General features: G+C 42.3%; 11 protein-coding genes and 1 riboswitch. Of the genes, 10 read left to right on the forward strand and 1 reads right to left on the reverse strand.

The window, feature by feature from the left end; translation table 11 throughout:
• Positions 1-93: 93 nt before the first annotated feature.
• The 7 genes from DFO73_RS27760 (at position 94) to DFO73_RS27790 (ending at position 8,171) form a co-directional block, all read left to right on the forward strand.
• Positions 94-678: a TetR/AcrR family transcriptional regulator gene (locus DFO73_RS27760; RefSeq protein WP_110067888.1), complete on the forward strand. Its 585-nt coding sequence runs from the start codon at positions 94-96 to the stop codon at positions 676-678.
• A 41-nt stretch (positions 679-719) separates the two neighbouring features.
• Positions 720-1,493 carry an enoyl-CoA hydratase gene (locus DFO73_RS27765; protein ID WP_110067889.1) on the forward strand — a complete coding sequence of 258 codons (774 nt, stop codon included), beginning with the start codon at positions 720-722 and terminating at the stop codon, positions 1,491-1,493.
• 483 nt (positions 1,494-1,976) lie between these two features.
• Complete coding sequence (locus tag DFO73_RS27770) at positions 1,977-2,750, forward strand: electron transfer flavoprotein subunit beta/FixA family protein (protein WP_110067890.1); 774 nt, start codon at positions 1,977-1,979, stop codon at positions 2,748-2,750.
• A gap of 40 nt (positions 2,751-2,790) precedes the next feature.
• Positions 2,791-3,768, forward strand: a complete 978-nt coding sequence (locus tag DFO73_RS27775; RefSeq protein ID WP_110067891.1) for an electron transfer flavoprotein subunit alpha/FixB family protein — start codon at positions 2,791-2,793, stop codon at positions 3,766-3,768.
• Positions 3,769-3,974: 206 nt separating this feature from the next.
• A complete protein-coding gene (trxA, locus tag DFO73_RS27780) occupies positions 3,975-4,289 on the forward strand; it encodes a thioredoxin (RefSeq protein WP_110067892.1) in 315 nt (104 codons plus the stop codon).
• Between the two features lie 201 nt (positions 4,290-4,490).
• Positions 4,491-6,284 carry an excinuclease ABC subunit UvrC gene (uvrC, locus tag DFO73_RS27785; protein WP_110067893.1) on the forward strand — a complete coding sequence of 598 codons (1,794 nt, stop codon included), beginning with the start codon at positions 4,491-4,493 and terminating at the stop codon, positions 6,282-6,284.
• Between the two features lie 141 nt (positions 6,285-6,425).
• Positions 6,426-6,605, forward strand: a riboswitch (Lysine riboswitch).
• A gap of 336 nt (positions 6,606-6,941) precedes the next feature.
• On the forward strand, positions 6,942-8,171 hold the full coding sequence (locus DFO73_RS27790) for an aspartate kinase (RefSeq protein WP_110067894.1): 1,230 nt from the start codon (positions 6,942-6,944) through the stop codon (positions 8,169-8,171).
• Positions 8,172-8,265: 94 nt separating this feature from the next.
• Here DFO73_RS27790 and DFO73_RS27795 read toward each other — a convergent pair whose 3' ends face one another.
• A complete protein-coding gene (locus DFO73_RS27795; RefSeq protein ID WP_110067895.1) occupies positions 8,266-8,718 on the reverse strand; it encodes a YslB family protein in 453 nt (150 codons plus the stop codon).
• Positions 8,719-9,066: 348 nt separating this feature from the next.
• On the opposite strand from DFO73_RS27795, the gene DFO73_RS27800 reads away from it, so the two are divergent.
• From DFO73_RS27800 to sdhB, 3 genes are all read left to right on the forward strand, one after another.
• Positions 9,067-9,675, forward strand: a complete 609-nt coding sequence (locus tag DFO73_RS27800; RefSeq protein ID WP_110067896.1) for a succinate dehydrogenase cytochrome b558 subunit — start codon at positions 9,067-9,069, stop codon at positions 9,673-9,675.
• A gap of 225 nt (positions 9,676-9,900) precedes the next feature.
• On the forward strand, positions 9,901-11,661 hold the full coding sequence (gene sdhA / locus DFO73_RS27805; RefSeq protein WP_110067897.1) for a succinate dehydrogenase flavoprotein subunit: 1,761 nt from the start codon (positions 9,901-9,903) through the stop codon (positions 11,659-11,661).
• Positions 11,662-11,664: 3 nt separating this feature from the next.
• Positions 11,665-12,432: a succinate dehydrogenase iron-sulfur subunit gene (gene sdhB, locus DFO73_RS27810; protein ID WP_110067898.1), complete on the forward strand. Its 768-nt coding sequence runs from the start codon at positions 11,665-11,667 to the stop codon at positions 12,430-12,432.
• Positions 12,433-12,548 lie beyond the last annotated feature (116 nt).

A 12,548-nucleotide genomic window follows, 5' to 3' on the forward strand; every position in this document is an offset into this window, starting at 1 on the left:
TATATGGAAGGCGACTCCATCCGGCTGCTCTAAATAAAGGAAAAAGTCCACTGCCGTTTAGCTGGTTTTTAATTCTTGAAAGGAGGGAAAAACTTGAAGAAAACGAAACCCAAATACCGGCAAATTATTGATGCGGCGGTAGTGGTGATTGCTGAAAATGGCTATCACCAGGCACAGGTATCAAAAATTGCAAAGCAGGCAGGTGTCGCTGACGGCACCATATACTTATACTTTAAAAACAAAGAAGATATCTTAATATCCCTCTTTCAGGATAAAATGGGTTACTTCGTAGAGAAAATTGAAGAAAAAATTGCAGGAAAAGAGAAAGCTGCAGAGAAACTATTAATGATGGTAGAAACGCACTTTAAAATGCTCTCTCAAGACCGCCACCTGGCAATTGTCACCCAGCTCGAGCTGAGGCAATCCAATAAAGATCTCCGCCATAAAATCAATGAAGTTCTAAAGGGCTACCTTGCCTTAGTTGAAAAAATACTGGCAGACGGCAAGGAGAGCGGGGAGTTTTCGAGTGGCCTGGACATAAGGCTTGCCCGCCAAATGATCTTTGGCACGATGGATGAAACGGTAACGACATGGGTGATGAATGAACAAAAATATGATCTGACTGCTTTGGCAGAACCCGTTCATAAACTGCTGATCAACGGTTGCGGAAATGTTTGATCACCATAAGGTGCTCTTTAAATATAGTGAGGAGGAATATGATGGAATATTTGAAATGGTCCCATCAGGATATGGTGGCGACGATCACAATTGAACGCCCCCCGGCAAATGCTCTTTCATCCGGCCTGTTAAAAGAGCTGTCAGCTGTTCTGGATGAAATTGAACCGAATGAAGAAATCAGGGTAATTCTTATACACGGGGAAGGCAGATTTTTCTCGGCTGGCGCTGATATTAAGGAATTTACGACAATAGAAAGCGGAGATGATTTTTCCAGCCTGTCAATCTATGGCCAGGATCTATTCGAAAGAATGGAAAAATTCCCTAAGCCAATTATGGCAGCCATTCATGGTGCCGCTCTCGGCGGGGGATTGGAACTGGCAATGGGCTGTCATTTCCGCCTTGTTGCTGAAAATGCAAAGCTTGGGCTTCCTGAGCTTCAGCTCGGCTTGATTCCAGGGTTTGCCGGAACGCAGCGGCTTCCTCGCTTTGTTGGAGCTGCACGTGCTGCAGAAATGCTGTTCACTAGCGACCCCATCACTGGCCTGGAAGCTGTCCAATATGGCTTGGCGAATCATGCATACCCCGAAGAGGAGCTATTGGAAAATGCCTATAAAATGGCCAAAAAGATTGCCAAGAAGAGCCCTGGTTCTATTAAGGCAGCCATTGAGTTATTGAATTATGGAAAGACTGGAAAGTTCTATGAAGGCGTTAAGAAAGAAGCAGAATTGTTTGGGGAGGTTTTTGTTTCAAAAGACGGCCAAGAAGGCATATCCGCTTTTATTGAAAAACGTGAGCCAAAGTTCACCGGCCAATAGTATTTTTAAAGATTTGCCCTGAAAGATTACATTCATTCTCATAATCTATTATAATGGACTTGTATGCGGATGATTTAATCTTCAGAAGATTCATTGGTTAAATTCTGGTCTGCTAGCGAGCGGCCGCTCAATCATATGATTTTGGCGGTCCCGGCAGATTGGCCTTTCTGTATGCCTTGAATATTTTCAATCTTTCGAAGTGCAGAAATGTTTTTATTAATGGCTATGTTAAAGTGCATTGTTGATTTTGGCACTATGTTGATTGGGGCGAAAGGCGCGATATCCTCGAAAATGCATTGCATTTTCTTCGTGCGATGTTATTCGAGGATACTTATTCAATGTCCTGCGGGAGAAGCGAGTAGGGAAACCCAGCAGGCGCGTATTTTGCCGGGAAGGCTCCCGGACCGCCTGAGGTTCGCTGAGCTTCCCTGAGCGGAAATCAACAGGCAAATTTAACAGAGCTAAATTACTAGGAGGGAAATCATGAACATCTACGTATTAATGAAGAGAACATTTGATACTGAAGAAAAAATTACAATCTCCGGCGGGAAAATCAACGAAGATGGTGCTGAATTCATCATTAATCCTTACGATGAGTATGCAGTTGAAGAAGCAATCCAGGTCCGCGATGCACAAGGCGGAGAAGTTACAGTTGTTTCCGTAGGAACAGAGGAAGCTGAAAAGCAGCTTCGCACAGCCCTTGCAATGGGTGCCGATAAGGCTGTTTTAATCAATACAGAAGATGACCTAGAAGACGGAGACCAATATACAACCGCTAAAATTCTATCAGAATATCTAAAAGATAAAGAAGCTGACTTAATTATTGCCGGGAATGTAGCCATTGATGGCGGTTCAGGCCAAGTAGGGCCTCGAGTAGCTGAACTTCTGGGCATTTCCTATGTAACAACTATTACCAAGCTTGAAATCAATGGAAGCTCTGCTACTGTAGTACGCGATGTTGAAGGAGATTCCGAAGTGATTGAAACATCCCTTCCACTATTGGTAACTGCACAGCAAGGCTTAAACGAGCCGCGTTATCCATCATTGCCTGGAATTATGAAGGCAAAGAAAAAGCCGCTTGATGAACTTGAGCTTGACGACCTGGATCTTGACGAAGATGATGTTGAAGCAAAAACAAAGACAATTGAAATTTATTTGCCGCCTAAGAAAGAAGCAGGAAAGGTTCTTGAAGGCGAATTGGAAGATCAAGTTAAGGAACTGGTTAACCTTCTTCATAGCGAAGCCAAAGTTGTCTGATCGTCATTAACTGATAATAAAAACGCAGGGGGTAAAACATATGGCTAGAAAAGTATTAGTGTTAGGTGAAGTCCGCGACGGTTCATTGCGTAATGTATCCTTCGAAGCGGTAGCAGCAGGCAAGACTGCAGCAGAAGGCGGAGAAGTTGTAGGTGTTTTAATTGGCGAATCTGTAAGCGCTTTAGCGCAGGAAATGATTCATTATGGAGCTGACCGAGTTGTGGCGGTTGAAGACCAAAAGCTAAAACAATACACTCCTGACGGCTATTCCCAGGCTTTAATGGCCGTTATTGAATCAGAAAGCCCTGAAGGCCTTATTTTTGGACATACAGCTTTAGGAAAGGACCTTGCTCCTAAAATTGCTGCCAAATTGGGTTCAGGATTAATTTCCGATGTTACAAGCCTTGAAGAAGCGGGCGGAAACCTTGTGTTTACACGTCCAATCTATTCAGGAAAAGCATTTGAAAAGAAAATTGTAACAGATGGCTTGCTGTTTGCGACAATCCGCCCGAATAATATTGCTCCATTGGAAAAAGATGAATCACGATCTGGCGATGTTTCTTCTGTTTCTGCAGAAATCAAGGATCTTCGTACAATCATTAAGGAAGTTGTCCGCAAAGCAAGCGAAGGGGTTGACTTATCGGAAGCAAAGGTAATTATTGCTGGCGGCCGAGGTGTTAAGAGCGAAGAAGGATTTGAACCTTTAAAAGAGCTTGCCTCTGTTCTAAATGGAGCTGTTGGCGCATCGCGCGGAGCTTGTGATGCAGATTACTGTGACTATTCACTGCAAATTGGGCAAACAGGTAAAGTTGTAACTCCAGATCTTTATATTGCATGCGGAATCTCAGGAGCAATCCAGCATTTAGCGGGCATGTCAAACTCAAAGGTAATCGTAGCCATCAATAAAGATCCTGAAGCAAATATCTTTAAAGTGGCCGATTACGGTATTGTTGGGGACCTTTTTGAAGTTGTCCCAATGTTAACAGAAGAGTTCAAGAAACTTAAAGTAAATGCGTAAAAATGCAGCTGCTTAGCAATCATGCTGCGATATACAATACAAATGGGCGGCTTTTGGCCGCCCATTATACATAAGCAAAATAAGGATAAGCAAGAATATTCCGCTCAAAACAGGGTAAATTACGATCGAGCAAATTGTTAGCAACATAATAAAAACGATGATATACTGTCGTTAGTATTTGAGTTAAATTTTAGGAGGCATATCAAATGGCTATTACACATGCAACTGATCAAAACTTCACTACGGAAACAGGGTCTGGTTTAGTATTGGCTGATTTCTGGGCTCCTTGGTGCGGGCCTTGCAAAATGATCGCTCCAGTATTGGAAGAGCTTGATTCTGAAATGGGCGATAAAGTTAAAATCGTAAAAATCGATGTTGACGAAAACCAGGAAACTGCTGGAAAGTTTGGGGTAATGAGCATTCCAACATTAATCGTTCTAAAAGACGGTGAAGTAGTAGACAAAGTTGTTGGTTTCCAGCCTAAAGAAGCTCTTGCTGAACTTCTTTCAAAGCATGCTTAATATTAAGTTGGGAAATCCCGGAGTCCTTGAGCTTCGGGATTTTTTTATTTTATTTGAATGGAAATTAAATTACTTTTAAATAAGGGCAGTTACCCACTATAATATTATTGTCCCTTAAATAGGAGGATTCATTTTGGTGTAACATATTCATTGCAAAATTTTTATAGATAGAAGCAAAATAAAGTTCCGGGAAGTGATTGGATGAATGAAAATATAAAAAATAAACTAATTTTGCTTCCCGCACAGCCAGGCTGTTATTTGATGAAGGACAGGCAGGGTACCATTATCTATGTGGGAAAGGCGAAAATTTTAAAAAACCGTGTCAGGTCCTATTTTACCGGCTCTCATGATGGAAAAACATTAAGGCTTGTCAATGAAATTGAGGATTTTGAATATATTGTTACTTCCTCAGATATGGAAGCATTAGTTCTTGAGATGAACCTGATCAAAAAATATGACCCGAAATACAATGTGATGCTAAAGGATGATAAAAGCTATCCCTTTATTAAGTTGACAGCCGAACGGCATCCCCGTCTGATAACAACCCGAAAGGTTAAAAAGGATAAGGGAAAGTATTTTGGGCCTTATCCAAATGTGCAGGCTGCCAATGAAACGAAAAAGCTTCTCGACAGGATTTATCCGCTGCGTAAATGCTCGACCCTTCCTGATCGAGTATGCCTTTACTATCATTTGGGCCAATGCCTTGCTCCTTGTGTGAAAGATGTCAGCGAAGAAGAATACAAACGCATGACAGATGAAATCGCCAGATTTTTAAATGGCGGATACAAAGATATTAAGAAAGATTTAACGGAGAAGATGGCAGCGGCGGCTGAGGAACTGGATTTTGAGAGAGCTAAAGAGCTCAGGGATAAAATTGCACATATCGATGCAACAATGGAAAAGCAAAAAATGACCATGACAGACTTTACAGACCGCGATGTATTCGGCTATGCAGTTGATAAAGGCTGGATGTGCGTTCAGGTTTTCTTTATTAGACAAGGCAAACTCATTGAGCGGGATGTGTCCATGTTCCCGATTTATAATGAACCGGAGGAAGAAATCTTAACATTCCTGGGCCAATTTTATTCTAAGGCCAACCATTTTAAACCGCGTGAAATATTGGCTCCCGACTCTGTCGATATAGAAATGGCAGAAAAGCTTTTGGATGTTAAAGTCTTAAAGCCGCAGCGCGGCCAAAAGAAGGATCTCGTAAAGCTTGCCTATAAAAATGCGAAGATCGCCCTGCAGGAGAAGTTCTCTTTAATTGAACGGGATGAGGAACGTACGATAAAGGCTGTAGAAAATCTCGGACAGCAGCTTGGCATTTACACTCCCCACCGAATTGAAGCATTTGATAATTCAAATATACAGGGAACGGACCCTGTATCTGCAATGATCGTTTTTATAGACGGAAAGCCTGAAAAAAGGGAATACCGGAAATATAAAATTAAATCCGTCAAAGGCCCTGATGACTATGAATCCATGAGGGAAGTAGTCCGTCGCCGATATACAAGGGTTCTGAAAGAAGAGCTTCCACTTCCAGATTTGATTATGATTGATGGGGGCAAAGGGCATGTGGAAGCTGTAAGGGATGTCCTTGAAAATGAGTTGGGCCTTGATATCCCTATTTCCGGCCTGGTTAAGGATGAAAAGCACAGAACATCCCAGCTTCTTTATGGAAGTCCGCTTGAAATTATTCCGCTCACCAGGAACAGCCAGGAGTTTTATTTGCTGCAGAGAATCCAGGATGAGGTTCACCGCTTTGCGATCACTTTTCACCGCCAGCTCCGCGGGAAAAGCGCATTTCAGTCAATCCTTGACGAGATTCCGGGTATTGGAGAGAAGCGGAAAAAGCAGCTGCTGAAGGCTTTTGGCTCCGTTAAGAAAATGAAAGAGGCTTCTTTCGAAGAATTTCGAGAGATAGGGATCCCTGCAAACGTAGCGGAGGAACTAAAGCAGCGCCTTGCAGAGCAGAACGGAAAATCGTCAACATAATCGATTAATTGGATATAGACAGCAATTTTTTGATATGATATAATGGTTGAAACTTTATATCAATATCACTTTATAGCGATAAAGTATGTGTTCAAAAAGAGCCTGATGCTATTTTTCCGGACTTTTTGAACAACATCGTTAAGTGAAGGTAGAGGTGCGAACTTCATCAGTAAGAGCTTGGAGAAGAATGAGCTTCCGTGAAAAGCTTTGAAAGGGAATGTTTGCCGAAGTGGAGAAAATCTCATCATTTTCTTTGCTGGTTCTGTATTGAATAAATGCAGGATTGTCAGGGCTATGCCGTCCTGGAGAGCTATCTCACTGTGTTTGCTTCTTTATTATACATTTGGCTGCACAGCAATGGGATAGTATATCTCATTGCTTTTTTTATTGCCAAAAAAAGGCTGCATTATAGCTGATTGTTGATTTTGGCAGCGGAAGGTTCGGGATCCTCGAAAATTCATTCGAGAGAAGCGAGTCAAAGGGAGACCCAATCAGGCGCGTTGGACCGCCAGGAATGCGAGTGCCTAGAGCGGAAATCAACAGGCAAGATTAACAAAGCTATTGCCAAAAAAACGGAAGTAAACTGGTAAAGGGTAATTTACATAGGGACGGCAAACAATACAATACAACAAGATTGTTTAGAAAGAAGGGGAAGTTGTGGGAATCATTGTGCAAAAATTCGGAGGTACCTCCGTTGGCACTGTAGATCGAATTCAAAATGTGGCCAATCGGGTGATTGAAGAAAAGAAAAGAGGAAATGATGTCGTTGTGGTGGTTTCAGCAATGGGGAAAACGACAGATCAGCTAGTAGGTATGGCAAGGGAGATTTCTCCTGCTCCAAATAAACGGGAAATGGATATGCTGCTTACAACAGGTGAACAAGTGACCATTTCTTTGCTGGCCATGGCTTTAGGTGCGAAAGGGCACCCTGCTGTTTCATTTACAGGCTGGCAGGCTGGGATTAAGACGGAGCCTGTCCACGGGAATGCAAGGATATTGGACATAGATACAGGTAAAATCCAGACAGAACTGCAACAAGGAAATATTGTCATTGTTGCCGGATTCCAGGGGATGACAGAAGATGGTGCGATCACTACATTGGGCCGCGGAGGTTCGGATACAACCGCAGTTGCATTGGCGGCTGCACTTAAAGCGGATAAGTGTGATATATATACCGATGTAACTGGGGTATTTACAACCGATCCAAGATATATAAAAAATGCAAGAAAGCTTTATTCCGTCTCCTATGATGAAATGCTTGAACTGGCAAATTTAGGGGCAGGTGTCCTTCATCCAAGAGCCGTAGAATTTGCGAAAAACTATGGACTTCCGCTTGAAGTTCGTTCAAGCCTTGAAAAGGAATCCGGAACAATTATTGAGGAGGAAGTAAAGATGGAACAAAACTTAGTCGTGCGCGGTGTAGCATTTGAAGATGATATTACAAGGGTGACAATTCTCGGCCTTCCTAATTCACTTACTGGCTTATCTACCATTTTCTCAGCACTTGCTAATAATCACATCAATGTTGATATCATTATCCAAAGTATGACAGAAGCACAAACGACCAACCTATCATTCTCGATCAAAAATGAAGATCTGACTGATACTGTGAAGGTATTGGAAAAGAGCAGGGACAGTTTAAATTACGATCGCATTGAATGGGAGTCGGGGCTCGCAAAAGTTTCGATTGTCGGATCAGGCATGATTTCCAATCCGGGTGTTGCAGCAGAAATGTTTGAAGTGCTTTCAGCTAATGAAATTCAGGTGAAAATGGTAAGCACATCGGAAATAAAGGTTTCTGCTGTCGTAGAAAACGGCAAAATGCTTGAAGCAGTTGATGCATTGCATGATGCCTTCCAGCTGTCCGATTCTGCAGTAAAAGCTTAAAAAAACAAGTCTGAAAAATTGGCTTTTCAGGGCCTGGGAAAAACAAAAAGCTTTCAAAAGGAAGTTTTTGAAAGCTTTTTGTCATACATATGAATCACACGGAAGCATCTTTTTTATCCCATTTTACAGTGATTTGGATTTTGCCGGTTTTTTTACGGGGATGTTCAAAGGCTTCGCAAATGACATCCTTCTGAAATTCTATTTGCTGGGCGATAAATCCGGCTTCAAGCTGAAAGGTGCAGACATCATTGTTTTTGCATCGGTCGGCGATCAGGTGGCTGGATAATTCCAATTCAATTTCGTTTTTCGTTTCATTTTTAATGGAGAGGTTTCCCCAGCCGGCGTTTTGAAAAAACTCGGCAATATGTTCGGCTGATCCAAGAGGATATTTGCGAGCAAGCCTTTTGCCGGCCCAATATAAAATTTCCGGTGCTTCAGTGCCTAATAGGTCATGCAGCAGCACCTCCCGGATGAGTTCATAACCAAATACCGGGACTGACTGTATGTTACCTTCGTTAGTGGATTTCGCAGATGCTAATTCGCTCAATAGTCTCCCCTCTTTCTATTATTCTATTATATACAATATGCAGAGGGTTGTAATATCCATTCCAGAAAAAATAGAACCATTTCCCCAAAAAAAATTACTATTTTAATATATTGGGGCTATACAATTAAGAGAGGTAGAAAGCAGGATATTGACTGTTTTTAAGCATTTTGTATTTTTAAAAAATTTTATTAATATGGAACATTTTATGTATACGTTTTCTTGACGCTCTATTATCTTGGGAGTAAAATGGACATGTCACATAATTGTAAGAAAATGAATAACATTTTCGAGATGATGTCCTGAGCGGGGGCTCAGCATCATTTTTTACAAATCAGGGGGGGAAAGTTTATGGCAGGTAATCGAGAGTTTTTTAATCGCAGATTGCATTCATTACTTGGGGTTATACCGGTTGGACTGTTTTTGGTTCAGCACCTTGTAGTGAACCATTTTGCAACAGGGGGAGAGGAATCTTTTAATAATGCTGCGCATTTTATGGAGAGTCTTCCATTCAGGATTTTCCTTGAAACGTTCGTTATTTATTTACCTTTGTTGTTCCACGCAATTTACGGCCTTTATATTGCTTTTACTGCGAAAAATAATACGAGCAGATTTGGATTCTTCCGCAACTGGATGTTCATGCTGCAGCGTGTAACTGGTGTTATTACATTGGTGTTTGTTGCTTGGCATGTTTGGGAAACTCGTGTGCAAGCCGCTTTTGGAGCAGATGTTAACTTCCAGATGATGGAGAATATTCTATCTAATCCATTTATGTTCTGGTTCTATATTATTGGTGTTATTTCTGCAATTTTCCACTTCGCCAATGGCCTTTGGTCATTCCTTGTAAGCTGGGGAATTACAGTATCGCCTCGTTCTCAGGTCATTTCAACTTATGTTACGATCGGTATTTTTATCGTACTTTCTATTGTTGGCGTACGTGCGCTTACAGCATTCATTTAATAGACATTAAAAGACTATCAGACTAGGGTCTGAAAATAAAAGATAAAAAAATATAAGAAGTTAGGCAGCTGTCTAGCTCCACAAGGAAAGCTTCGGCAGCATAGTCAGCAAACACCTAAAAGCGATAGCTTTTAGGTGAAGGCGACATCGGCTCGAAGGATTTGTCGCAAAAAAAGCGGGCGCCTTGCGCTTTTCTTAGTAATAGGATTAAGGGAGTGAGTCACGATGGGTAAAGGAAAGGTTATAGTTGTCGGCGGTGGATTAGCCGGTTTGATGGCGACAATTAAAGTGGCAGAATCAGGGACTCCGGTTGAATTATTTTCTTTAGTGCCGGTTAAACGTTCTCACTCTGTTTGTGCCCAGGGCGGTATTAACGGAGCGGTAAATACAAAAGGAGAAGGAGATTCTCCTTGGATTCATTTTGACGATACAATCTATGGCGGTGACTTCTTGGCAAACCAGCCGCCTGTTAAAGCAATGGCAGAAGCTGCACCAGGCATTATTCATTTATTTGACCGTATGGGTGTTATGTTTAACCGTACACCTGAAGGATTGCTTGATTTCCGCCGCTTTGGTGGAACACAGCATCACCGTACAGCATTCGCAGGTGCCACGACTGGCCAGCAGCTGCTTTATGCGATGGACGAGCAGGTCCGCCGCCATGAAGTTGCCGGTTTGGTCACAAAGTATGAAGGATGGGAATTTTTGGGGGTAGTTATCGATGACGATGGAGCCTGTAAAGGTGTCGTTGCCCAGAACCTGACTTCAATGGAAATCAAGTCATTTGCTGCAGATGCTGTTATTATGGCGTCTGGCGGACCTGGAATCATTTTCGGTAAATCAACTAACTCGGTCATTAACACTGGCTCAGCTGCTTCGATTGTTTATCAGCAAGGTGTTTATTATGCAAATGGAGAGTTTATTCAAATTCATCCAACAGCCATTCCGGGAGATGATAAGCTCCGCCTTATGAGTGAATCAGCCCGCGGTGAAGGCGGACGAGTTTGGACATATAAAGACGGTAAGCCTTGGTACTTCCTTGAGGAGAAATATCCTGCTTATGGAAACCTGGTACCTCGCGATATAGCAACACGTGAAATCTTTGATGTGTGCGTTAACCAAAAACTTGGAATTAATGGGGAGAACATGGTTTACCTGGATCTATCCCATAAAGACCCTAAAGAACTTGATATCAAACTTGGCGGAATCATTGAAATTTATGAGAAATTCCAGGGAGAAGATCCTCGTAAAGTTCCGATGAAAATTTTCCCGGCTGTCCACTATTCTATGGGCGGACTGTGGGTTGATTATGATCAAATGACAAATATTCCTGGATTATTTGCTGCAGGTGAATGTGATTATTCTCAGCACGGTGCAAACCGTTTAGGTGCCAACTCACTTCTTTCAGCCATTTATGGCGGTATGGTTGCCGGCCCTAATGCAGTGAAATACATCAGCGGCCTGGATAAGAGTGCTGAGGATCTTCCTTCATCATTATTTGATCGTTATGTTAAACAGGAAGAAGAAAAGTGGAACAATATTATGTCTCTTGATGGCACAGAGAATGCTTATGTCCTTCATAAGGAGCTTGGCGAATGGATGACTGATAATGTAACAGTTGTACGCCATAATGACAGGCTTTTAAAAACGGATGAAAAAATTGTCGAGCTTATGGAGCGATATAAGAACATTAATATAAACGATACAGCGAAGTGGAGCAATCAGGGTGCGAGCTTTACCCGTCAATTGCAGAACATGCTTCAATTGGCACGCGTTATTACAATCGGTGCTTATAACCGTAATGAAAGCCGCGGTGCACACTATAAGCCTGATTTCCCTGAACGTAATGATGAGGAATTCATGAAAACAACAATGGCGAAGTTTGTTGATGCAAATTCTGCTCCTCAATTCCATTACGAGGATATTGATGTAAGTTTAATTAAACCGCGCAAGCGTGATTATTCCAAAAAGAAAGGAGAGAATTAAGCTATGCAAGAAACCAAAACCAAAACTGTCCGATTTATTATCAGCCGACAGGATACACCTGATTCAGCCCCTTATCAGGATGAGTTTGAGCTTGAATACCGTCCCAATATGAACGTTATTTCGGCTCTTATGGAAATCCGCCGAAATCCGGTCAATGTGAAAGGCGAAAAAACTACACCGATTTCCTGGGATATGAACTGCCTTGAAGAAGTTTGCGGAGCGTGCTCTATGGTGATTAATGGCAAGCCGCGCCAGTCATGTACTGCTCTTGTCGACCAGCTGGAGCAGCCAATCCGCCTTGAACCAATGCGTACTTTCCCTGTAGTCCGTGACTTACAGGTTGACAGAAGCCGCATGTTCGATTCTTTGAAAAAAGTTAAAGCATGGATTCCAATCGACGGAACTTACGATTTGGGGCCAGGGCCTCGTATGCCTGAGAGAAAACGCCAATGGGCATATGAGCTGTCAAAATGCATGACGTGCGGAGTTTGCCTTGAAGCTTGTCCGAATGTTAACAGCAAATCCGATTTTATTGGACCAGCACCTTTATCACAAGTTCGTTTATTCAATGCACATCCAACAGGAGAAATGAATAAAGCTGAACGCTTGGAGCAGATCATGGGTGATGGCGGACTTGCCAATTGCGGTAACTCCCAAAACTGTGTCCAATCCTGCCCGAAAGGCATCCCCTTAACAACGTCTATTGCGGCACTTAACCGTGATACGACATTCCAGTCTTTCAAAAATTTCTTTGGAAGCGACCAGATTTAAATAAAAAGCCCCCTTTCCATTTGAACTATACCCCGGATAGCGGACACTGATAAAAAAGTGCCCCTTTCCGGGGTTTTTTGTGTTTCAATAGATTTAATGAATATGAGCGGAGGATT

The organism is Cytobacillus oceanisediminis (genome assembly GCF_003182355.1).
GTDB lineage: Bacteria > Bacillota > Bacilli > Bacillales > Cytobacillaceae > Cytobacillus > Cytobacillus oceanisediminis_A.